The sequence below is a fragment of the Comamonas sp. 4034 genome (assembly GCF_050434545.1).
GTDB lineage: Bacteria > Pseudomonadota > Gammaproteobacteria > Burkholderiales > Burkholderiaceae_C > Comamonas > Comamonas odontotermitis.
Window position 1 is genome coordinate 68,994 of sequence record NZ_JBNDIT010000009.1, and the last position, 21,449, is coordinate 90,442.

A 21,449-nucleotide genomic window follows, 5' to 3' on the forward strand; every position below is an offset into this window, starting at 1 on the left:
GGTACGCTGTTCCTCCACGCGACCGCTCCATGAAAAAAGCCAGCACGGTTTTCGACCTGCTGGCTGCTTTTCTCAGTGGCCTGCGTCCGGGTGATCCCTGTTTACAGCAGCGACTTGGCATTGTCGAGCACAAGATCACAGGCCTTTTCCTTGGCCTTGCCCTTGATGCTGTCGAGACTGAACGACTGGCCATTGGCACCCTTGATCATGCCAGCCAGCCCGCTGGCATAGCCCTCATCCTTGGGCTCTTCCTTCTGGCCCAGGCCTATCTTGCCAAGCAACTGGTTCTTCATCTGCGCAGCCTTGTCGGCATTCAGGTAGTTGTTCTTCATGCAGTAGGTAATGACGCCTGCGGCATTGCTTGCCGTGCCAGAACCTGTCAGACCCAGGGCCGAGAGCGACGATGCGTCGCCACCACCCAGTGCACCGCTCAGCGCAGAGGCCGCCGATGACGAACTGCCGCTGGAGCCCGTGGCACCGCTCAACTGGCCCTTGACCGCATCGCCCAGCCCCGAGGCCTGGGCCGCGAAGCCGACGCTGCCCAGGGCAGCCAGCAAAAAGGCGGAGATTGCAAGTTTCTTCATGGTGTTGATCCTTTCCCTGTACGTTGACGGGCCTGTCCCCGTCCGAGAGGCTTACCGTAGCACGAAGGTGGTCGCTGAAAATGTGGAAGTTTGCAAACCCCACACCAGCGTGTAAGAACCTGTAGACCCCACGCTTCATGGCACATCCATGCATGCAACCCACCAAGCGCCTCTCTATGCTGTCTTGTTTTTGACAGGGTCAAACGGTATCACTCCCGCATCATCCGCCCACAGCAACAAGGAGATACACGATGGCAGACAGGATCGGCTTTATCGGTTTGGGGCGCATGGGCAAGTCCATGGCGGCCAATTTGGTGAAAAAGGGATTTGCGCTGAAGGTCCATGACCTGAACCAGACCGCCGTGAACGATCTGACGGCCATGGGTGCCGAGGCCGCGTCGGTGGCCGATATTGCGCGGGATTGCGCCATTGTCGTCACCATGTTGCCTTCGTCCGTCGAAGTGGAGCTGCTGGCACTGGCAGCCGACGGCATCTTTGCCAATGCAAGGCCGGGCACCATCCTGATGGACATGAGCACCATCGATCCGCTGGCAACCGACAAGCTGGCCAGGCTTGCGGCTGCCAAGGGTTTGTCGATGGTGGACGCTCCCGTGGGACGCCTTGCCGAACATGCGGATCGGGGCGAATCTCTCTTCATGGTAGGCGCAAGCGATGCAGATTTTGCACGGGTCAAACCGCTTCTGGACGCCATGGGCACCACCACACACCATTGCGGCCCGGTAGGTACGGGAGGCCGCACCAAGCTGGTCAACAACTATGTGGCCGTCAGCCTGACGCAGGTGAACGCCGAGGCGCTGGCTCTGTCGCAACGCTTTGGGCTGGACATCACCAAAACCCTGCAGGTGCTGCTGGGCACCTCCGCCACCAATGGGCAGTTGCGCATGAACTTTGCCAACAAGGTGCTGGTGGGTGACACCACGCCCGGATTTACGATTGACCTGGCACACAAGGACATGTCGCTGGTGGTGAATGCCGCGCACACCGCAAAAGTGCCCATGCCGGTGGCCGCTGCAGTGCACGAAAGCTACAGCCTGGCGCGCGCCAGCCAGCACGGCAGCATCGATTTCTCCGGAATGGCCGATGTGGTGTGCGAGCTGGCCCGGATCGACAAGCCGCGGGTTCCCAAAGGCTGGACACCGGGTTGAACCTGCACAGACGGAAACCCCATTAAAAAGGCCTGCTGAGTCACTCTGCAGGCCTTTGCGCTTTCTGGCGGACGCAATGAGCTATCAATTGACAGGATTGCGAACGGAGAGCATTCAGCGCGCGGCCGCGGTCCGCGCGTCCACACGTGCACGCAGCGAAGCCAGCAACTCCTCCGGCAAAAACCGCAAGGCCAGTTGCAGCAGCAGATATGCGATCACGCCGTCATCCAGCCAGCCAAGCACGGGAATGAAGTCCGAGACCAGATCGATGGGGCTGATCACGTACAACGCCGCCAGTACCGTCACCAGCTTGGCGACCTTGGGCGCACGCGGATCCCGCAACACGGCCCAGGCAAGCAGCAATTCTTTGCGAAACATCGTCAGCAGGCGACCGAGCTTCCACATGGCGCAGACTCCTTCAAAATGAAACGGACGAGACTCTAACGTGCGGGCTGGCTGCAGGATGACAAGAGTCTGTGTATATTTTTACAAGCCTTCCAGACCTGCGAACGGCAAGACTTCTTGATGAAACCGGCCTGCAGCGTACACCCTACGGCTGCAATAGCTCCTTATTTAATAGCAAAACCGATCATGACATTACCCATCCAGCCTGACATCGAAGCCACCTGGCGACGTGGGGACAAAGTGCAAGCCATCAAGCAACTGCGCGAAGCGACCGGCCTGGGTCTGGCAGAAGCCAAGGCCATGTTGGAGGATATGCTGGATGGCGAGCAACTCGCAGTGGACAGCGCAACACGCCAGCAACTGGCACCTGCCATCGAAGCAGCGCTGGCCCGGGGCGACAAGCTCGCGGCGATCAAATTGCTCAAGGACGCGACCGGTATCGGTCTGAAGGAAGCCAAGGACCGCGTTGAATCCGGTGATCCGCAGCAGTGGCAGGCTACCGGCCTCGAAACCCATACTGCCCGCCCCGCCAGCGACGTGCACTCTGCGCCCGGCGCCGCATGGCAACAGCCGGGCTACGAGCCTGGCCGCACACAAAGCACATCAACAGGCCAGCTTGCGTTGATCGGACTGGTGATGGCAGGGCTGGCCGCCGCTGCTTGCTGGTATTTTGGGCTGCTGTAGCAGATGCAGGCAAGCCGCTGACCCGGTCATGAAGAATTGCCGAAGCGCACCGTGCACCTGCATCCATGCAGTGCAGCATCTTCAAATTATTCATAGATATACATGAAACATGGCGCTGCTGCATGCCAGCATTGACCGCGATGCACTTCGCCTGCGGCGCAAGGCGTACCTCCCAGCCAGTAGCCCGGTCTCGGCATCTTGATGCAATCTTGATAGCATCCTGCGTAGTCTAGACATGCGCTAAATGGCAGTGTTCCTACATTGGAGGCCTCTCCACCAAGGGCTTGCATACCAAGCCTCCATGTATGAAACCTGTCGCCATCCTCCAGCATGAAACCTCGCAAGGCCCCGGCGTATTGCTCGATCATCTGCGGCAGCGCGGTATCTCCTACGAGTTGATCGCCCCCTGCGATGAGGGCAAAACTCCCATGCGTGCGCGTGATTACCGTGGCATCGTCGTGCTGGGTAGCAACCACTGCGCCAATGAGCAACTGCGCTGGATCGAGCAAGAGCGCTGCCTGCTGCAAAACGCGCTGGCCGGTAACGTGCCCGTGCTCGGCCACTGCTTTGGCGCGCAGATGCTGGCCCGTGCCATGGGCGCGCGCGTGTGGCGCAACCCCTGCGCCAATATCGGGTGGAGCCGCGTCTGGATCACGCCGCACGCGCAGGCACGCATGGATTTGCCTGCACAGGCCACCATCTTCAACTGGCACTACGACACCTTTGATATCCCGCAAGGCGCCACCCGCACCATGTACGGCAGCCACTGCCTGAACAAAGGCTTTGTGCATGGCCCGCACTGGGCTTTTCAAGGCCATCTGGAAGTCACAGCCCAGAGCGTGCGTGACTGGTGCAATGAAGGAGCGCCCGAATTGCGCGAAGCGGGTGGCCCAGCCGTGCAGACCAGGGCGCAGATACTGGCGCAGTTACCCACGCATATCACCCAATTGCACCAGATCGCAGAGCATACCTACAGTGCCTGGACTGCACAGTTGCAGCGCCCCCGCCTGTTTTTCATGCCCATGTGGGGAGCGGCGCGTCTGGCGCTGGCATGAGCATGAAAGGCTACTGCGCCTGGCCCCCCTTCGACGCTGCCGCACCGCCCCTCTGGCCAACATCACACAAAGCAAAAGCCGGTGCATCGCTGCACCGGCTTTACAGATGGGTGGGCCGAAAAAGGCTTACACCTTCAGCACGGCCACACCACCCATGTACGAACGCAAGACTTCCGGCACGGTGATCGAACCGTCGGCGTTCTGGCAGTTTTCCAGCACAGCCACCAGGGTGCGGCCCACGGCCAGTCCCGATCCATTCAAGGTGTGCACCAGCTCGTTCTTGCCTTGCGCATTCTTGAAGCGGGCCTGCATGCGGCGCGCCTGGAAGGCTTCACAGTTGCTCACCGAGCTGATTTCGCGGTAGGTATTCTGGGCGGGCACCCACACTTCCAGGTCATAGGTCTTGGCAGCACCAAAGCCCATGTCGCCGGTACACAGGCTCATCACCCGGTAAGGCAGGCCGAGCTTTTGCAGCACCTGTTCGGCGTGGGTGGTCATCTCTTCCAGGGCTTCATAGCTCTTGTCGGGATGGACGATCTGCACCATCTCCACCTTGTCGAACTGGTGCTGGCGAATCAGGCCGCGCGTGTCGCGGCCAGCCGATCCGGCTTCCGAGCGGAAGCACGGGCTGTGCGCGGTCAGCTTGATGGGCAACTGGTCTTCGGCCAGCACTTCATCACGCACCAGGTTGGTGAGCGGCACCTCGGAGGTGGGGATCAGGTACAGCGCCGAGGTATCTGGCACCGGCTCTGCATCCTGGCCGCCTTTCTTGGCAGCAAACAGGTCTTGCTCGAACTTGGGTAACTGGCCGGTACCCTTGAGCGAGTCGCTATTGACGATGTAGGGCACATAGCACTCGGTATAGCCATGGTCGCCGGTCTGCGTATCGAGCATGAACTGCGCCAGCGCGCGGTGCAGGCGAGCGATCTGGCCCTTCATCACCGTAAAGCGCGAACCGGCCAGCTTGACGCCGGATTCAAAATCCAGCCCCAGCGGCGTGCCCAGGTCCACATGGTCCTTGATCTCGAAATCAAAGGTCTTGGGCGTACCCCAGCGGCGCACTTCCACATTGCCCTCCTCGTCGGCGCCTACAGGCACCGATTCGTGCGGCAGATTGGGCACGGCCACCAGCATGGCCTGCAACTCGGCCTGAATCTGGTCAAGGCGCGCAGCCGATTGCTCCAGCTCGGTCTTCATGGCGGCCACTTCGGCCTTGGCGGCTTCGGCAGCGTCCTTCTCGCCCTTGCCCATCAGCATGCCGATCTGCTTGGACAGCTGGTTGCGCTTGCTTTGCAGCTCTTCGGTACGGGTCTGGATGGTCTTGCGCTCCGCCTCCAGCGTCTTGAAAGCGTCAACGTTCAAAAATGCCTGGGGGTTCTTGCGGGTCTGCAGGCGTGCGACGACCGCGTCCAGGTCTTTGCGAAGTAGCTGAATATCGAGCATGGTGTCCTCTTGGAATTCTTGGCAATTCGCGGTGGAGGACCGGAGGGCGGCCCGTGACCGGGAATTTTTTAGTGTTTTTAGCCGCTATCGCCCTGTCAAAGAGCGCTAGCAGCTACGAATTTGATAGTATTTAGTGCCCCGTCTCCGGGGATCGGGCGGAGATTTCGAGCCCACCCACATCGATTTTCAAGCCCTTGGGAAGCGGAAACTTGACGGTCTCCTGGATACCATCCATCTTGCGCACGCTGACGGCGCCCAGTTCCTTGATCCGGTCGATCACCTGCCCCACCAGCACTTCGGGCGCCGAAGCACCGGCAGTGAGGCCCACGCGGGCAACGCCGTCAAACCATTCCGGCTTCAACTCATCGGCGTTATCCACCATGTAGCCGGGTGTTCCGAGCTTGACGGCCAGCTCCCGCAGGCGGTTGCTGTTGGAACTGGTGGGACTGCCCACCACGATCACCAGATCGACCTGCTGGCTCATCACCTTGATGGCATCCTGCCGGTTCTGCGTTGCATAGCAGATGTCCTGCTGCTTGGGCTCGCGGATCTGCGGGAAGCGCGCCTTGACGGCAGCAGTGATCTCGGCAGCGTCGTCCACGCTCAGTGTCGTCTGCGTCACCACGGCCAGCTTTTCGGTCTGCCCGGGGTTGACCCTGGCCACATCCGCCACGTCTTCCACCAGATGAATGCCTTCGGACAGCTGCCCCATCGTGCCTTCGACCTCGGGATGCCCCTTGTGGCCGATCATGATGAACTCATAGCCCTCCTTGGCGAGCTTGGCAACTTCGACATGCACCTTGGTCACCAGCGGGCAGGTCGCGTCAAAGATGCTGAAACCGCGACGCTCGGCTTCCTGCTGCACCGCCTTGCTGACGCCGTGGGCAGAGAAGATCAGGGTGGCGCCCGGTGGCACATCGTCCAGCTCTTCGATGAAGATGGCGCCCTTGGCCTTCAGATCGTTCACCACGTAGGTGTTGTGCACGATCTCATGGCGCACATAGATGGGCGCACCAAATTTTTCGATTGCACGCTCAACGATTTCGATGGCCCGGTCCACCCCCGCGCAGAAGCCGCGCGGCTCGGCCAGAACGATTTCTTGCGGTCGCAGCATGCTCAAAGCACCCCGATCAGCTTGACCTCAAACGTCACCGGCTGGCTCGCCAACGGGTGGTTGAAGTCAAATTGCACGGCGCCATCATCGCGTACCTGCAGAGCCACACCAGCGTATGTGCCGCTGCCATCGGGCGTAGGAAACTGCACCACATCGCCCTGGGTGTACTGCTCCATCGGATCGCCCAGTTCATTGAGCAGCTTGCGAGCCACCCACTGCACCATGTCGGCATTACGCTCTCCGAAGGCAATACCGGCAGGCACATGGAACGTGGTGTGAGCCCCTTCGGGCAGACCCAGCAACAGGTTTTCAACCTCGGGCGAGAGCTCGCCCATACCCAGCGACAAAGTGGCAGGCTTGCCCTCGAAAGTATTGATCACATCGCCCGCCGGGCCGGCCAGGCGGTAGTGCAAGGTCAAAAACGATCCGGGTTGTACCACTGGCGCATCGGCGGGCAGCGGCGTCACGGGGGCCATCGGAGTAGTCATGCAAATCCCTATAAACTGGTTCGTATTGTAGGTTGTAGGGTGAAACCCTGCACCAAAACCAACTCCGCCTGCCCATGAAAGACCTGCCCCCAGACAGCCTGCCACGCGAAAAGCTGCTGGCACGCGGCCCCAGTGCCTTGACGGATGCCGAGTTGCTGGCCATCGTGCTGCGCACCGGCATGGCGGGCAAAGGCGTTCTTCAATGGGCCGATGAACTGCTGGCCCCCTGTACCCCCCAGTCCAGGAACAGTTTTGGCGGCCTGTCGGGGCTGCTGCAAGCCAGCGACGCCGATTTGCGCGAAGTCAAAGGACTGGGCCCTGCCAAGCGGGCCGAGCTGATGGCCGTGCTGGAGCTGGCACGCCGCGCCATGGCCCAACAGTTGCAGCAACGCACCGTGCTGGACGGCGCGGCCACCGTCAAAGCGTTTCTGCAGTTGCATCTGGCCCACAAGCAGCACGAAGTGTTTGCCGTGCTGTTTCTGGATTGCCACCACCAGCTGATTGCGCTGGAAGAACTCTTTCGGGGCACGCTGAGCCAGACCAGCGTCTATCCACGCGAAGTGGTGCTGCGCGCACTGCACCACCACTGTTCAGCCGTGATTTTGGCGCACAATCACCCCAGCGGCCAGGTGACGTCAAGCCTAGCCGACCGGCAGTTGACGCACACCCTGAAGGCCGCGTTGGCGCTGGTGGATGTGAATGTACTGGACCATATCATCGTTGCGCCTGGCGCCGCGCTGTCCATGGCCGAGGAAGGTGAGATGTGAGCAAACAGGAGAAAGCAGCAGCGGCTGCATCTCTCAGGGATTTGAAACAACTGCGCAAGGCCCTGGCCGCATTGGCAGGCGAACAGGCAGCGCAGCGCAAGGCCGAGGAGCAGGCGCGTCAGCTGGCACTTCGCCAAGCCGAGTGCGACCGGGAACTCTTTCGCAGGGCGGTGGGCGCCGTACGCCCCCTGCCACGCCATAACCACGTCATTCAGGACAATGCCCCGCCGGACCCATTGCCGCTGCAGCACTGGGCGGATGAGGAGCGTGTGCTGATCGAGGCCATGAGCGACGAATTCGATGCCAGCACGCTGCTCGATACCGACGAACAGCTGAGCTTTCGCCGCAAAGGCATTGGCCGGGATGTGGTGCACAAGCTGCGCGCAGGACATTGGAGCATCCAGCGCCAGATTGACCTGCATGGTCTGCGAACCGACGAAGCGCGCGAGGCGCTGGGCAGTTTCATCCGTCTGTCGCATCGCCAGGGCTTGCGCTGTGTGCGCGTTGTACACGGCAAGGGCCTGGGATCGCCAGGACGCATGCCGGTGCTCAAGGGTCGCGTCCACAGCTGGCTGGTGCAGAAAAATGAAGTGCTGGCCTTTGTGCAGGCCCGTCCTGCAGAAGGAGGTGCGGGCGCCCTGGTGGTACTGCTGCGGCCCACGCAAACCGGTACGGGTGCAGCAGCAGCGGCCGATGCCTTGTTGCAGATGCACAAGCTGGCGGACGCGTCGCAACAGCTGCCAGCACCCGATCCGGTGGCAGAACAGGTTGCACTCTGGGCCGCTCAATTTCGCAGCCCGAAGAAACTCTAAACCCGGCGGCTCAGGCCTCGGGCCGGGCTTGCGGCAAGGCGGCTGCAAACGGATTCACCCAGCGCTGCTCACCCTCCTGCAATGGCAATGCATCCTGCTCCTGCCCGTAGATGCGGGCGATGCGCTCTTCCAGGCTGGGGTGCGATGCCAGCCAGTTCACGCCACCCAGGTGCCAGGCATCATGCAGCGCATCGCTGTCCTCCACATCCACCAGCAACATGTGCGCAACCAGTGGCGACCGCAGGCCGGAGCCGCCGCGCAAGCCTGGCGAGCTTTGCATGGCGGCCGCTTCGTGCGCATGGTCCTGCAACCACAGCGCCTTGCGCAGCGCGCGGCCCAAGCCATCCGGGTTGCGCGTCCACTGCACCGCATGGGCATCGGCCAGATACTCGCGCTGTCGCGACACGGCTGCTTTCAGCGCCTGACCGGCCAACCAGCCCAGCCAACCCACGGCCATCAGCGGCCAGCCAAAAACAGGCACGCCACGTTCGGACCATTCCTCGCCATAGTTGAACAGCATCTCCAGGCCAAACACATAACCGGCCAGTTCCATGTTGAGCCGCGTGTCCCCTTCGCGCAGGTGCGACAGCTCATGCGCCACCACGCCTTTCAACTCGTCCCGGCTCAGATACTCCAGAGCCCCCATGGACACCACAATGACCGCATCCCTGGCCTCCCAGCTGGCGGCGAAGGCATTGAGGGACATGTCACGCGGAAGCACCATGGCCTGCGGTAACTGGGCACCGGCGGCAATACACAGTTCCTGCATGATATTGGCGTATTGCTGCTCCGCATGCGACAGTGCAGGCCGCACTTCACGCGCGCCCAACTGCCTTGCAAGATGCAGGCCACCCTGCTTGAGGTTATCGCGCTTGATCCAGGCGCCACCCAGAACCATCAGGGTGACCAATCCCACATTGGTTGCCAGAAAGCCGGTGGGGTATGTGACTGCAGCCTGCCCCAGCGTCAGCGGCGTGGTTGCCACCATGAGGAGCGCCGGAATCCAGAACACCAGCGCCAGAGCCAGGTGCACCGATACCACGATACCCAGCACCAATAGCAAAAAGGCCCCGAGGAGGCCTTTGGTGCTGCGCCGTGCATCGGCCTGGAAATCCCAGAACTTCATCACGGTAAAAGTTGAAAGCTTTTCTGGCCATGGCGCACAGCTGATGCGCGCCGACAGCTATCAAAATTGAACACGTATGGCTTCACGTTCCTGTGCATTCTGCGTGGACTGCAGCATGGGCAGCGCGGGAAAGCCCAGGAGAGCCGCAACCACAATTGCCGGAAATGCCTTGGACGCGTTGTTGAACTCCAGCACCTGGTCGTTGTAAGCCTGGCGCGCGTAGCCGATGCGGTTTTCCGTACTGTTGAGTTCTTCGCTGAGAGAGCGCATGGTGGCATCGGCCTTCAGTTCCGGATAGCTCTCGCTCACCACCATCAGGCGGCTCAATGCCCCGCCCAATACGCCCTCGGCGGCCACCATGGCCTGTGCCACCTCGGGTTTGCCGGGCGCCGTGCGCAACGCGGTGGCTGCGGCCTGGGCCTGGCCACGCGCACGGATCACCGCCTCCAGCGTCTGCGATTCGTGTTCAAGATACTTTTTGGCAACTGATACCAGATTGGGAATCAGGTCGTACCGGCGTTTGAGTTGCACATCGATCTGCGCCAGTGCATTGACAGTGCGGTTGCGCAACTCCATCAATCGGTTGTACACCACGATGCCCCACACGATCAGCACTGCAAATACGGCTGCCACCACCATCCAGGTTGTGTTCATGTTCCCTCACCCATCCTCTCTCTATTTTTGGTGGGGCCATTATGGAGCCTTGCTTGAGCGAAGCAAGAACATTCGCACTTGATGTACATCAGGTTTTACCTGCATTTTGTTGCATTTATGCCTTCATCGCCCCCCAAGAACCTATTCAAAAGGCAAACGCTTTGGAACATGCAAACGAGGCGTCAAACACCCCGGTTGCGCATCCAGTCTGCCGTCTGAAAGAAGCTCTGCTGCAGGCGCGTTCGCAGTTTTTGGTCAACACCCACGTCACCCATGGCCTGGTCCATGCATGCCAGCCACTGGTCGCGCTCGGCAATGCCAATGGAAAACGGCATGTGCCGCATCCGCAGGCGCGGATGGCCAAAGCGGCTGATGTAGTGGTCGGGCCCACCCAGCCAGCCGCATAAAAACCAGAACAGCTTGTCACGCGCATCGTCGAGACTGCTGCCATGGGCAGCCCGCAGTTCCCGATAGCCTGGCTCCAGATCCATCAGGTCGTAAAAGCGATCCACCAGGGCGCGTACCCGGGACTCACCACCAATCCATTCAAACGGCGTATCAAACGGGGGCTTTTCTTCAATTTGCATACCACAGTCAATTCAATGTCAGTTTGAGGCGAAATATACCGCCAGCACTTGATGGATGCACGCTGGCCGCTATCAATCCGATACTGCGCAATGTCTATTCGGAGGCTTCGCGCAAGGTGACCACCACCGGTCGGCGCAGCACCTCACGCAGCCCCCACCAGCCAGCCAGCAGGGCCAGCACTGCACCACAGGCTCCTCCTGCCAGAGGTACCCACCAGCGGGGCGTCCAGGCAAAGTCGAACACGTAGCGGGCCAGCGCCCAGCCGATGGCCACGGCCACCACACTGGCCAGGACGCCCGCCAGCAGGCCCACGCCAGCCAGCTCGGCACGCTGCACCTGGCGCAACAATTGCGCGCGAGCCCCCACCGCACGCATGATGGCGAACTCCCGCGCTCGCTCCTCCCGCGTTGCGGTGATTGCCGCAAACAGCACCACCAGACCCGCAGCCAGCGTGAATCCAAAGAGGAACTCCACCGCCCGGATGACCTGGTCCAGCACCCGCTGCAACTGCGCCACCGTGGCACGCAGATCGACGTTGGTGATGTTGGGAAACTCGCGCACCAGCGCATTGTCAAAGCCCGCCACATCGGGCGCCCGGTAGGCGGCCAGATAGGTCACGGCCACATCATCGAGATGACCCACCGGGTACATGACGAAGAAATTGGCCCGCATCGACCCCCAATCCACCTTGCGCAAGCTGGTGATGGTGCTTTCGCGCTGCACGCCTCCCATGTCAAACAGCAGGCGGTCACCCAGCTTGAGGCCCAGGGTCTTGGCAATGCCTTCTTCCACGCTGATGCCCTGGGCGTCGCCCGCCACCCATCGGCCCTGTACCACCTGGTTGTGTTCTTGCAGCTCGGTGCTGTTCGAGATATTGAACTCCCGGTCCACCAGGCGCTTGGCGCGATCCTCGGTATAGTCCTGCGGTCCCACGGCCTTGCCATTGATCTGGATGAGCCGGCCACGAATCATCGGGTACCAATCCACCTTGCTGATGCCAGCCCGCTCCAGCGCGGCCCGAAAGGCGTCGGACTGGTCCGGCATGATGTTGATGACAAAACGGTTCATCGCATCGGGCGGCGTGGTCTGGCGCCAGGTCTGGATCAAGTCGGTGCGCAGCAGCACCAGCAGCACCAGTGCCATCAGGCCCACGGCCAGGCTGCTGATCTGCACCACCGCAAATGCGGGCCGTGCTGCCACCTGGCGTGTCGCCAGCACCAGCCACTGTGGCGCAGTTGCCTCATGCACACCACGGCGCAATACGGCAATTGCCGCAGCGCTCAGCAGCGCAAACACCAGCACGGCGGCGGCAAAACCGCCCACTGCGATACCGCCCAATGCCCAATCACCGCTCACCAGCATCAACAGTGCAGCAAAACCAGCCATCCCCACCAGCAGCACCGAGGCCGACGCTGGCCGCATGGCACCCAGCTCTCGTCGCAGCACCCGCAGCGGCGGCACCCTGGCCAATTGCAGTACCGGTGGCAAGCCGAAGGCCAGCAGCAAGGTCATGCCCATACCCATGCCGATGCCGACCGGCCAGGCGCTGGCTGCAGGCAACTCCACCGCCAACAGCCCAGCCATCAAACCGATGAACAGATAGTGCATGGCAAAGCCCAGTGCGACACCGATCAGGCTGGCTGCCAGCCCAACTGCCAGAAACTCCACCAGGTAGGCTCCGGCAATGTCCCGCTGCGAAAGGCCCAACACCCGCATCAATGCAGCACTGCCCAGATGCGCATTGGCAAAGGTGCGCGCCGCCAATGCCACTGCCACGGCAGACAGCAAGGCGGCGAGCAGGGCCACCAGGTTCAGGAATTTCTGCGCGCGGCTGAGTGTCTGCTCCATCTCCGGCCGGCCGCTTTGCAGCGATTCCACGCGCACGCCATGGCTGTCCGGAGCCGCCACCTGCTGCTCTGCCCACTGCAGGAACTGCGCCGACGCCTCCGGTGCTCCAGCCACGGCATAGCGGTAGACCAGACGGCTAGCCGGCTGCACCAGGCCCGTGGCCTGCAGGTCACTCCAACGCATCATCACGCGCGGCGCAAAGCCCAGAAACCCGGCGCCCCGGTCTGGCTCAATGGTGATGATGCGGCCAATCCTGAATGCCTGGTCCCCCAGCCACAGCGATGCCCCCATGCGCAGGCCCAATGCTTCCAGCAGACTGGCGTCCACCCAGACCTCGCCTTGCGCGGGAATCCCCTCTGCAGCTGCGTCGGCCCCATCGACCGCCTGCGCAACACGCACCCGGCCTCGCAATGGATAACCATCCTGAACGGCCTTGAGCCCTACCAGACGGGTCTCGCCGCCATCCTCATCAGCAGCCCGCCCCATGGTGGGAAAGCTCACCGTCGACACTCCCTGAAGGCCTAGCTGCTCCACCTTCTGGGAGAATGCCGCGGGCGTCGGGTTGTCGCTGACGATGACCACATCCCCTCCCAGCAATTGGCTGGCGTCGCGCTGCAATCCCGCCTGCAACCGATCCGAAAAAAAACTGACCGAAGTCAATGCTGCCACCGCCAATGCAACGGCCACCAGCAGCAGACGCAACTCACCGGCACGCCAGTCACGCACCAGGTTGCGCCATCCGATTCCGAAAATCTTGTGTCCCATGGGTGGAACATAACTGATGCGCGCTATTCCCCTGGCGGTAACGGGCATCCGTAGCAACCGGCCATACCCTTTCTGTATGGCATGGAGAGGCACTTTTCACGGGGAACGGTCATCTCATGCCTGAACACAGGGCCTTTGAGCCGCTGCACAAGCCAGCTACGATACGCAACACGCTTGCCGTCTTGAGTTTCACGCCATGGATACGCTGCTTTCACAACTGACCCAGACTGTCTCTCAGGCACGCCAGCTTGAGGACCTGGCCCGTCCTATGCTGGAAATGCTGCAAAAGCTCACCCAGCTCGAATCTACCTACCTGACCCATATCGACCTGAATGAAGGTATGCAGCACGTGCTGTATGCCCGCAACACGCAACGCTTGTGCATTCCTGAAGGCCTGAGCGTCGCCTGGGAAGACACCCTGTGCAAACGCGCGCTGGACGAGCAATGCCCCTACAGCGCCGATGTCAGTGAGATCTGGGGCGATTCGCAGGCAGCGCGGGCACTGGGGATCCATACCTATGCCAGCACGCCCGTGCGGATGGCCAATGGCACATTGTTCGGCACCCTGTGCGCCGCCAGCGCGCAGGCACTGCCCATCACCCTGGAGGCTCAGGACGTCATGCGCCTGTTTGCCCACCTGATTGCCCAGCAGGTGGAGCGCGAGCAACTCCTGGCCACCGTCCAAAGCCAGAATGCCGCCTTACTGCGCCTGGCCAGTACCGACGCATTGACAGGGCTGCCCAATCGCCGCGCCATGACTGAGCAACTGGCACAGCTGTTGGACCTGGCGGCGCGCCTGCAATGCCATGTGCTGGTGGCAATGATCGACATGGATGGTTTCAAAGTCATCAACGACCGCTATGGTCACGAAGCAGGCGACCATTTTTTGCAGCTCATTGCCCGGCAATTGCAAGGCACAGTGCGCGACTCAGACATCATGGCCCGCCTGGGTGGCGACGAATTTGTGTTTGCAGGCCTCGGCCCAGCCTTGACCGAAGACCCTGCGGAGGCGCTTCATGAAACCCAGGCACGCATTTTTTCAAGCACATTGTCTTCAGGGTTGCAGCTTGGGCCCGAGCTATTGCTGCCCTATGACGGTGCCAGCGTGGGCATCGTCGCTGTAATTCCTGGCCAAAGCACTCTGAACACCGCCCTCCAGCAGGCCGACGCCGAGATGTATCGAATCAAGCTGGCACGCAAGCGCAGACACTGAGAGGAGGCATATGCTGAACTCGACCAATCAGGCACACAAGGAACACGCATGAGAACCACCTTCACTGCCAGACTCGGCCAGCTTCGCGCACCACAATGGAGGGCCCTGTGTCTGGCGGTCGCCTGTGCAGCGCCATCTGTGCACGCCGCGCCCGAAGGTGTCAGCAGCGGCAGTTGCGAAGTCGTGGTTGCGGGCATCATGCGCACCAGCGACTACCTCTACCGTTACGAAGGCGGTTGCAAGGGAGGCGTTGCCGAAGGCCAGGGCACCGCCAGTTGGCAGCTTCGCCACGCGCCTGATGCGCCGCCCACCACCTGGAGGGGCCGGTTCAGCCAGGGCGTGTTTCTGGAGAACAAAAACACCGTTGGCGCCCGCCGCGTGGACAACACCCGTGTATTGCTCGACATGGGCCCCCTGCCCGCGCCCAAAGGTGCACAACCCGGCCGCTTGTGGGTGGAAAGCCGCGTGGACGGCAAGCTGCCTGCACCGGCCTGCCAGCCTCTGGGGCTGCAGGTATCGGCCAACGGCAATCTGGCAGACGATGCGCTCGCCAAGGACTGGCTGGATCGGGCCTATGCACACTGGCAATCCTTGTGTCCGGATGGCGCTGCAGGCAGCATCAAGGGTGGCTTTCTGCGTGTCAGCCTGCAGCGTGGCAGCGACTGGTCGCCGGATTCCAATGGCAATATTCCCGGTGGAGTGGTTCAGGCCACAAAGCAGTTGCGCAAGCAACCTCCAGAATGGACCAGCTATCGCAACGAGGCTTCACAGCAACAGGCGCGCCTGCAGCAGGACCAGCAGGAAACCAAAGACCTGCAGGCCAATCGGGACCGTATCCAGACTTTCGCCAGGAAGACCGGCGCAGGCCAGCTGGTGTCGCTGGAAGCCTTGGAAAAGAACCCTTTCCGCTTCGACAAGCAGATCATTCTGGTGGCTGTGCGCATGGCGGCCGCTCGCACTGCCACTGAAGCCGTGGTGCAACCGGCCAGACGCACGCGTGGCGACTGGTCGCGCGTACTGCTGCGCGGGGCCATCTCGGAATGGGATGAGCAAGGTCGTGTGGCTGCGGTACGGGTCAATGGCCGCTCCATCGACAAGGCCACGGAAGACGCCGTGGTGCTGGAACTGGTGGACAGCCAGCGCTGCAATGCGCCCAACTGCGAAGACTTTCTGCTGATGCCCGGCAGGCAATGGCTGCTTGATGAAAAATTCAGTGCGTTCACACTGACCAGCAACGTTCGTCTGGCCTTGAACAGGCCCTGACTATCCCGCCTGCTGCAACCCTTCTGCCAGCGCACTGCCCGAAAGCGCCAGGCTCACCAGCCAACGGCTGTCGGCCTGCCGCACCTTCACCCAACCCGGTCCGGCACTGGCATTCGCGCCCAGGGCCACGTCGCCCATCAGGCTCAACTCCCGCATCAGCACACTGGCACTGGCCCCCAGATGCTTGGCAAGACGCGGCAGCGAGACCTCTGCCCCGGGAGCATCCTGCAACTCGGCCAAGGCCAACAGGATGTGGGCGGCTAGGGGCAAGGCGTCAGGCTGCGTCATGGGCAATCGCGGCGCGCTCCAGAACCACTGGAATCGACTTGGAAGTGGGCGTGCCCGCACGCTCTGCCACCGCCGTCAAGGGCACCAGCGGATTCGTCTCCGGGTAGTAGGCCGCCAGGTTGCCGCGCGGCGTATCGTAGGCCACCAGCCTGAACCCATCGGCCCGGCGCTCCACGCCGTCGTCCCACACGGTGCGGATATTGACCCAGTCGCCGTCACGCATGCCCAGCTCGCGGATGTCTTCTGCATGGATGAACAGAACGCGGCGCTGGCCGAACACGCCACGGTAACGGTCATCCATGCCATAGACCGTGGTGTTGTACTGGTCGTGCGAGCGCGTGCTCTGCAAGGTGAAAACGCGCTGCCCCGGCGAGCGCTCGCGGGCACGCTGCAGCGGGGTATTGCGGGGCAAGGCATGCGCCTGGAAGGCCGCCTTGCCCGAGGCTGTGGCCCATACCCGCTCGCTGGCCGTATTGCGCAGGCGGAAACCTCCGGGCACCGCCACGCGCTGGTTGAAGCCGGCAAAATCCGGAAAAACCTTTTCGATCTCGTCGCGGATCAGGGAGTAATCCTGCGCCAGCGCCAGCCAGTCCACGTGGCTGCGCGCGCCCAGGGTGGCATGTGCCAGGCGGGCGATGATCGCAGGCTCGGAAAGCAGGTGTTCGGACGCTGGCGGGTTGATGCCCTTCGAGATGTGCACCATGCTCATCGAGTCTTCCACCGTCACGCCCTGCGCCTCGCCGTTTTGCAGATCGATTTCGGTGCGCCCTAGGCATGGCAGGATCAGCGCCTCTCTCCCGTGCACCACATGGCTGCGGTTGAGCTTGGTGGTGACATGCACCGTCAGATCGCAGCGCTGCAGCGCCTGCCAGGTGGCAACTGTGTCGGGCGTCGCGGCCGCAAAGTTGCCGCCCAGCGCAAAAAACACCTTGCCTTTGCCATCTCGCATATGGGCAATGGCTTCCACCGCATCGACGCCGTGCGCACGCGGCGGCTCGAACCCGTAGACATCGTGCAGCCGGTTCAGCAGATCGGCAGACGGCTTTTCCCAGATGCCCATGGTTCGGTCGCCCTGCACATTGCTGTGGCCCCGCACGGGACAGGGCCCCGCGCCAGGCCGGCCGATGTGGCCGCGCAACAGCAGCAGGTTGGTGATCATCTGGATGGTGGCCACCGAATGCGCGTGCTGGGTAATGCCCATGCCCCAGCAGGCGATGACGCCAGGCGCCCCAAGGTACACGTCTGCAGCAGCGCGCATCTGCGCTTCGGTCAGGCCCGCCATCGCTTCCAGCTCTGCCCAGCTTGCGCCCTGCACGCTGGCGGTCAGCGCTTCCAGGCCCGTGGTGTGTTCGGCAATGAAGGCATGGTCCAGCACACCATCTCGGCCACTTGCGCGCGCAGCCGCCTCTTGCTCCAGCACATGCTTGACCATGCCGGTGACCGCCGCCAGATCGCCACCGATGCGCAGCTGAAAATAATGCGTGCTGATGGGCGTGGAGCCCAGTGTTGCCATCTCCAGCTTGTCCTGTGGATCGGCAAAACGCTCCAGCCCGCGCTCACGCAGCGGGTTGAAGCTGACGATGCGTGCACCGCGCTTGTGCGCCGCGCGCAACTCGCCCAGCATGCGCGGGTGGTTGGTGCCAGGGTTCTGGCCAAAGATGAAGATGGCGTCCGCTTTCTCAAAATCAGCCAGTTCAACCGTTCCCTTGCCAACCCCGATCTGCTCGCGCATCGCCGTGCCGCTGGGCTCATGGCACATGTTGGAACAATCAGGAAAGTTGTTGGTGCCGTATTGGCGCACGAACAGCTGGTACAGAAACGCCGCCTCGTTGCTGGCCCGGCCCGATGTGTAGAAGATCGCCTGGTTCGGGTCCGGCAGCGCGTTCAGGTGCCGGGCAATAATGGCAAAGGCATCGTCCCAGGCAATCGGCCGGTATTTGTCGCTTGCCGCGTCATACACCATCGGATGCGTGAGGCGGCCCTGGTCTTCGAGCCAGTAATCGCTGTGCGCGGCCAGTTCCTGCACGGTATACCGGTCAAAAAGCCCGGGGCCTGCGCGGCGGGCGGTGGCTTCTGCCGCCACGGCCTTGACGCCGTTCTCGCAGAACTCGAATGTCGATGCATGGTTGCGGTCGGGCCATGCGCAACCCGGGCAGTCAAAACCGTCGGGCTGGTTGGCAGACAGCAGGGTCTTGGCGCCCTTGAGCGCAATGTTCTGGTGCAGCAGCGCATTTTTTACGCTGTTGAGAGCGCCCCACCCCCCTGCGGGGCCCGGGTAGAAGGCAATTTTCTGTTCATGCATGGCAGACATCCCGCCGAACGAGATCGGCAAATGAATGCTCGCATTTCAGCCGCAGGCTTGACCACGGTCAAATTTTTTATTGCAATGCCGACATTCAATATAAAAATGTGAGCTACCAGCGCTTTATGGATAAGCACCTGCGGCCGATTTCCTCAAGAATGTTGCAATGCGCCCGCATGGTGCTGGCACAGCGTGTGCCAGGCTGGCAGTGCCATCAGCGCCAGCGCGGCCTGCAAAGCAGGCATCGCCACCTGGGCCTGCTGGTAGATGAAAGCGACCTCGCTGTGCACCACGGGCTCTACCAGCGGTGCAGCATGCACACCAGGCATGTGGCGCACCGTGGCCAGTACGGCTCCCGGCACAATGCTGGCCAGCCCGCCTTCCAGCACCGCCTGCAGCAGCGCCTGCACAGAATTGGTCTCCAGTACCGGGTGCGGCTGCACACCCACGGTGGCAAATGCGCGCTGCACGATCTGCCGGTTATGCATGTCGGGGGTCAACAGGCACAGCGCCTGCTGGCCTGCCTGCGCCCAGGGCATGGACTCATCCCAGTGCAGGCCAACCTGATCGCCATCCAGCCTGCGCAGCAGGTAATAGTGCTCCTGGTATTGCGGCAGGCACTGGGTACGCGGGCTGCTGATGCGGTCGCTGTAGCCCAGCGCCAGATCCAGGCTCAGCGCTTCCAGCCCTCGCTCGATATCTGGCGAACTCATCGAATGCAGCACCGGCAACACGCCCGGGTGCTGGCTGCGCAGCATGGTGGCAAAGCGCACCAGCATGGGCATTGCAGTGGGTACCGCTGCCATGCGCAGAAGGCCTTGCAAGTGCCCCGCCTGCGCACTCAAAGACTGGCGCAGCAGCTCTTCTTTTTGCAGCATCTCGAGCCCAGTCTGCAACACCTGCTCGCCTTGGGGCGTCAGCCCGGCAAAGACACGGCCACGGCGGACGATCGCCACACCAAACTCCTGCTCCAGCGCACGCAGCGCGTTGGACAGCGCGGGCTGCGTGATGTGGCAGGCCTCGGCCGCCCGCGCAAAATGGCCATGCGCGTTGAGCGCAGCCAGATAGCGCATGGCCGCCAGAAGGTTCATCAGGTATTGCTGCTGACGGTGATGGTGGGGAACTTGCTGGAAAAGTCCTTGGCCTGCTGCGCAATCTTGACGGCAATGCTGCGTGCCACCTGGCGGTAGATGCCGGCTGCCTCGCTGGTAGGCGACGCCACCACAGTCGGCGTTCCGCTGTCAGCCTGCTCGCGGATCTGCAGCGACAGCGGCAGTGCGCCCAGGTAATCGAGCTGGAAGTCTGCCGCCATGTGCTTGCCGCCATCGGCGCCAAAAATATGTTCCACATGGCCGCAATGGCTGCAGACATGCATGGCCATGTTCTCGATCACGCCGAGAATGGGCACGCCCACCTTCTCGAACATCTTGATGCCCTTCTTCGCATCGAGCAAGGCAATGTCCTGCGGCGTGGTGACGATGACGGCGCCCGTCACCGGCACACGCTGGCTCAGGGTCAGCTGGATATCGCCGGTACCGGGTGGCAGATCGATCAGCAGATAGTCCAGATCGTTCCAGTTGGTCTGGCGCAGCATCTGCTCCAGCGCCTGCACAGCCATTGGGCCGCGCCAGATCATGGCCTGGTCCTGGTCCACCAGCAAGCCAATCGACATGACCTGCACGCCGTGGTTCAGCTTGGGCTCCATGGTCTTGCCATCGGTGCTCTCGGGTTTGCCCGATACGCCCAGCATCATTGTCTGGCTGGGGCCGTAAATGTCGGCATCGAGAACGCCCACCCGCGCGCCTTCGGCTGCGAGCGCCAACGCCAGGTTGGCGGTGGTGGTGCTTTTGCCCACGCCACCCTTGCCCGATGCGACTGCGATGATGTTTTTGACCCCGGGCAGCAGCGGCACGCCACGCTGCGCAGCATGCGCCACCACCTTGCTGGAGATCGAGACGGAGACGTTCTCGACACCTTCCACGGACCGGGCAGCGGCAATCAGCAGGGTGCGCAGACCGGCAAACAGGGTTTGCGCGGGATAGCCCAATTCCACATCAAAAGCCACATCGCCGCCGTCAATCTGCACATTGCGCACAGCGCGCGTGACCACCAAATCCTTGCCTGTTTGCGGATCCTGCACACTGGCCAAAGCGGCCAGCAGCGCCTGTTGTGTAACTGCCATCGTAATTTCTATTCCTGAAACAGCAATCAGTATAGCTAAGCAGCGACAATCACAGCCTCGCCCGCCCGTGCGGAAAACCACTGTCTGTGAATGGAAAGAGCTGCGCCCGTGAAACTGAAGATGGCCGAAAACTCCGTATTTGCGATTTTGCTGCGTTCGTCGTGGTGGATCAGTGTGGTGGTGGGGGCCATCATCGTGTTGCTGTGCCTGGCGCTGCTGCCCAAGGACATCCGATTTGTAGGCGCTGCCGGCAGCCTGCCATTCTTCGTGATCGGCGCCATGGCTGCCAAACGGCAGTGGAACGCCCCCAGCAGCGCAGCTACAGAGGCCCTGCTGGCCCAGGCCGCCAGCCTGCCTGCTCGTGACCTGCAGGCCTGGCTCACGCGCGCCTGGCAGGCAGAAGGCTATACCGTCACCACGCGCCAGCAGGCCGATGCCGACATTCAGCTCGCTCGCAATGGTCAGCTGACCCTGGTACAAACCAAACGCAGCAAAGCCGGTGTGCACGGCATCGAGCCCCTGCGCGCCCTGCACGATGCCGCCCAAAAGGCAGATGCCTCCTGCGCATACGTTTTGCTGCAGGGCAATTTGAGTGAAAACGCACGCTTGTTTGCGCGTGATCAAAAAATTACCGTGCTACAGAACAACGATCTTGCGGCACTTTTGCATAAAGCGTCCCAACCCTAGCCATTGCATGCACTT

At 62.0% G+C, this 21,449-nt stretch carries 20 protein-coding genes and 1 pseudogene; 8 read left to right on the forward strand and 13 right to left on the reverse strand.

The window, feature by feature from the left end; genetic code table 11:
- Positions 1-101 precede the first annotated feature (101 nt).
- Positions 102-584: a DUF2501 domain-containing protein gene (locus tag ABIE32_RS11575; protein WP_429016237.1), complete on the reverse strand. Its 483-nt coding sequence runs from the start codon at positions 582-584 to the stop codon at positions 102-104.
- A gap of 251 nt (positions 585-835) precedes the next feature.
- Between ABIE32_RS11575 and ABIE32_RS11580 the strand changes: the two genes are divergently transcribed.
- On the forward strand, positions 836-1,750 hold the full coding sequence (locus ABIE32_RS11580) for an NAD(P)-dependent oxidoreductase (RefSeq protein ID WP_429016240.1): 915 nt from the start codon (positions 836-838) through the stop codon (positions 1,748-1,750).
- Positions 1,751-1,864: 114 nt separating this feature from the next.
- On the opposite strand, the gene ABIE32_RS11585 is transcribed toward ABIE32_RS11580, so the two are convergent.
- Entirely contained in the window at positions 1,865-2,155 is a 291-nt protein-coding gene (locus ABIE32_RS11585; RefSeq protein WP_224151507.1) for a YkvA family protein, read from the reverse strand.
- A gap of 186 nt (positions 2,156-2,341) precedes the next feature.
- Between ABIE32_RS11585 and ABIE32_RS11590 the strand changes: the two genes are divergently transcribed.
- Entirely contained in the window at positions 2,342-2,839 is a 498-nt protein-coding gene (locus ABIE32_RS11590) for a ribosomal protein L7/L12 (RefSeq protein ID WP_429016242.1), read from the forward strand.
- Positions 2,840-3,144: 305 nt separating this feature from the next.
- Entirely contained in the window at positions 3,145-3,894 is a 750-nt protein-coding gene (locus ABIE32_RS11595) for a type 1 glutamine amidotransferase (protein ID WP_429016245.1), read from the forward strand.
- A 126-nt stretch (positions 3,895-4,020) separates the two neighbouring features.
- Here the strand turns inward: ABIE32_RS11595 and serS are convergent, their stop codons facing one another.
- The 3 genes from serS to ABIE32_RS11610 form a co-directional block, all read right to left on the reverse strand.
- Positions 4,021-5,337, reverse strand: coding sequence for a serine--tRNA ligase (gene serS, locus ABIE32_RS11600; RefSeq protein ID WP_429016248.1), 1,317 nt, complete (start codon positions 5,335-5,337; stop codon positions 4,021-4,023).
- 130 nt (positions 5,338-5,467) lie between these two features.
- Positions 5,468-6,451 carry a 4-hydroxy-3-methylbut-2-enyl diphosphate reductase gene (gene ispH / locus ABIE32_RS11605; protein ID WP_224151501.1) on the reverse strand — a complete coding sequence of 328 codons (984 nt, stop codon included), beginning with the start codon at positions 6,449-6,451 and terminating at the stop codon, positions 5,468-5,470.
- A 2-nt stretch (positions 6,452-6,453) separates the two neighbouring features.
- Positions 6,454-6,939, reverse strand: a complete 486-nt coding sequence (locus ABIE32_RS11610; RefSeq protein WP_224151500.1) for an FKBP-type peptidyl-prolyl cis-trans isomerase — start codon at positions 6,937-6,939, stop codon at positions 6,454-6,456.
- Positions 6,940-7,007: 68 nt separating this feature from the next.
- Here ABIE32_RS11610 and radC point away from each other — a divergent pair, with 68 nt between their 5' ends.
- Positions 7,008-7,706 (forward strand): RadC family protein, encoded by a 699-nt coding sequence (gene radC / locus ABIE32_RS11615; RefSeq protein WP_429016460.1) that lies wholly within the window; start codon positions 7,008-7,010, stop codon positions 7,704-7,706.
- Positions 7,703-8,365: pseudogene (locus ABIE32_RS11620) on the forward strand (Smr/MutS family protein); the annotation flags it as partial. The gene radC and the pseudogene ABIE32_RS11620, both read left to right, overlap by 4 nt.
- 163 nt (positions 8,366-8,528) lie before the next feature.
- Here ABIE32_RS11620 and ABIE32_RS11625 read toward each other — a convergent pair.
- From ABIE32_RS11625 to ABIE32_RS11640, 4 genes are all read right to left on the reverse strand, one after another.
- Positions 8,529-9,644, reverse strand: coding sequence for a M48 family metalloprotease (locus tag ABIE32_RS11625; protein ID WP_429016251.1), 1,116 nt, complete (start codon positions 9,642-9,644; stop codon positions 8,529-8,531).
- A 60-nt stretch (positions 9,645-9,704) separates the two neighbouring features.
- On the reverse strand, positions 9,705-10,298 hold the full coding sequence (locus tag ABIE32_RS11630) for a LemA family protein (protein ID WP_224151498.1): 594 nt from the start codon (positions 10,296-10,298) through the stop codon (positions 9,705-9,707).
- A 182-nt stretch (positions 10,299-10,480) separates the two neighbouring features.
- Positions 10,481-10,885, reverse strand: a complete 405-nt coding sequence (locus tag ABIE32_RS11635; protein ID WP_429016254.1) for a group II truncated hemoglobin — start codon at positions 10,883-10,885, stop codon at positions 10,481-10,483.
- A gap of 94 nt (positions 10,886-10,979) precedes the next feature.
- Positions 10,980-13,499 carry an ABC transporter permease gene (locus ABIE32_RS11640; protein WP_429016257.1) on the reverse strand — a complete coding sequence of 840 codons (2,520 nt, stop codon included), beginning with the start codon at positions 13,497-13,499 and terminating at the stop codon, positions 10,980-10,982.
- Between the two features lie 196 nt (positions 13,500-13,695).
- Between ABIE32_RS11640 and ABIE32_RS11645 the strand changes: the two genes are divergently transcribed.
- Entirely contained in the window at positions 13,696-14,712 is a 1,017-nt protein-coding gene (locus ABIE32_RS11645; protein ID WP_429016259.1) for a sensor domain-containing diguanylate cyclase, read from the forward strand.
- A gap of 48 nt (positions 14,713-14,760) precedes the next feature.
- Entirely contained in the window at positions 14,761-15,975 is a 1,215-nt protein-coding gene (locus ABIE32_RS11650) for a hypothetical protein (protein WP_429016261.1), read from the forward strand.
- Here ABIE32_RS11650 and ABIE32_RS11655 read toward each other — a convergent pair whose 3' ends face one another.
- The 4 genes from ABIE32_RS11655 to apbC all read right to left on the reverse strand — a co-directional run bounded on the left by ABIE32_RS11655 (position 15,976) and on the right by apbC (position 20,747).
- Complete coding sequence (locus ABIE32_RS11655; RefSeq protein WP_429016263.1) at positions 15,976-16,263, reverse strand: hypothetical protein; 288 nt, start codon at positions 16,261-16,263, stop codon at positions 15,976-15,978.
- Positions 16,250-18,565 carry an FdhF/YdeP family oxidoreductase gene (locus ABIE32_RS11660; protein ID WP_429016266.1) on the reverse strand — a complete coding sequence of 772 codons (2,316 nt, stop codon included), beginning with the start codon at positions 18,563-18,565 and terminating at the stop codon, positions 16,250-16,252. Before ABIE32_RS11660 ends, ABIE32_RS11655 begins: the two co-directional genes overlap by 14 nt.
- Positions 18,566-18,717: 152 nt before the next feature.
- Positions 18,718-19,656: a LysR family transcriptional regulator gene (locus ABIE32_RS11665; protein ID WP_377779454.1), complete on the reverse strand. Its 939-nt coding sequence runs from the start codon at positions 19,654-19,656 to the stop codon at positions 18,718-18,720.
- Positions 19,656-20,747 (reverse strand): iron-sulfur cluster carrier protein ApbC, encoded by a 1,092-nt coding sequence (gene apbC, locus ABIE32_RS11670; protein WP_429016269.1) that lies wholly within the window; start codon positions 20,745-20,747, stop codon positions 19,656-19,658. Before apbC ends, ABIE32_RS11665 begins: the two co-directional genes overlap by 1 nt.
- A gap of 108 nt (positions 20,748-20,855) precedes the next feature.
- On the opposite strand from apbC, the gene ABIE32_RS11675 reads away from it, so the two are divergent.
- The gene (locus ABIE32_RS11675; protein ID WP_429016272.1) at positions 20,856-21,434 is read left to right on the forward strand and encodes a restriction endonuclease; all 579 of its coding nucleotides are present in this window, start codon (positions 20,856-20,858) and stop codon (positions 21,432-21,434) included.
- The last annotated feature ends 15 nt before the right edge of the window (positions 21,435-21,449 follow it).

Bases quoted from the DNA above. Each gene is read 5' to 3' on its own strand.
- ABIE32_RS11575 (WP_429016237.1), bottom strand. From the start codon at position 584: ATGAAGAAACTTGCAATCTCCGCCTTTTTGCTGGCTGCCCTGGGCAGC.
- ABIE32_RS11580 (WP_429016240.1), top strand. From the start codon at position 836: ATGGCAGACAGGATCGGCTTTATCGGTTTGGGGCGCATGGGCAAGTCC.
- ABIE32_RS11585 (WP_224151507.1), bottom strand. From the start codon at position 2,155: ATGTGGAAGCTCGGTCGCCTGCTGACGATGTTTCGCAAAGAATTGCTG.
- ABIE32_RS11590 (WP_429016242.1), top strand. From the start codon at position 2,342: ATGACATTACCCATCCAGCCTGACATCGAAGCCACCTGGCGACGTGGG.
- ABIE32_RS11595 (WP_429016245.1), top strand. From the start codon at position 3,145: ATGAAACCTGTCGCCATCCTCCAGCATGAAACCTCGCAAGGCCCCGGC.
- serS (WP_429016248.1), bottom strand. From the start codon at position 5,337: ATGCTCGATATTCAGCTACTTCGCAAAGACCTGGACGCGGTCGTCGCA.
- ispH (WP_224151501.1), bottom strand. From the start codon at position 6,451: ATGCTGCGACCGCAAGAAATCGTTCTGGCCGAGCCGCGCGGCTTCTGC.
- ABIE32_RS11610 (WP_224151500.1), bottom strand. From the start codon at position 6,939: ATGACTACTCCGATGGCCCCCGTGACGCCGCTGCCCGCCGATGCGCCA.
- ABIE32_RS11625 (WP_429016251.1), bottom strand. From the start codon at position 9,644: ATGAAGTTCTGGGATTTCCAGGCCGATGCACGGCGCAGCACCAAAGGC.
- ABIE32_RS11630 (WP_224151498.1), bottom strand. From the start codon at position 10,298: ATGAACACAACCTGGATGGTGGTGGCAGCCGTATTTGCAGTGCTGATC.
- ABIE32_RS11635 (WP_429016254.1), bottom strand. From the start codon at position 10,885: ATGCAAATTGAAGAAAAGCCCCCGTTTGATACGCCGTTTGAATGGATT.
- ABIE32_RS11640 (WP_429016257.1), bottom strand. From the start codon at position 13,499: ATGGGACACAAGATTTTCGGAATCGGATGGCGCAACCTGGTGCGTGAC.
- ABIE32_RS11645 (WP_429016259.1), top strand. From the start codon at position 13,696: ATGGATACGCTGCTTTCACAACTGACCCAGACTGTCTCTCAGGCACGC.
- ABIE32_RS11650 (WP_429016261.1), top strand. From the start codon at position 14,761: ATGAGAACCACCTTCACTGCCAGACTCGGCCAGCTTCGCGCACCACAA.
- ABIE32_RS11655 (WP_429016263.1), bottom strand. From the start codon at position 16,263: ATGACGCAGCCTGACGCCTTGCCCCTAGCCGCCCACATCCTGTTGGCC.
- ABIE32_RS11660 (WP_429016266.1), bottom strand. From the start codon at position 18,565: ATGCATGAACAGAAAATTGCCTTCTACCCGGGCCCCGCAGGGGGGTGG.
- ABIE32_RS11665 (WP_377779454.1), bottom strand. From the start codon at position 19,656: ATGAACCTTCTGGCGGCCATGCGCTATCTGGCTGCGCTCAACGCGCAT.
- apbC (WP_429016269.1), bottom strand. From the start codon at position 20,747: ATGGCAGTTACACAACAGGCGCTGCTGGCCGCTTTGGCCAGTGTGCAG.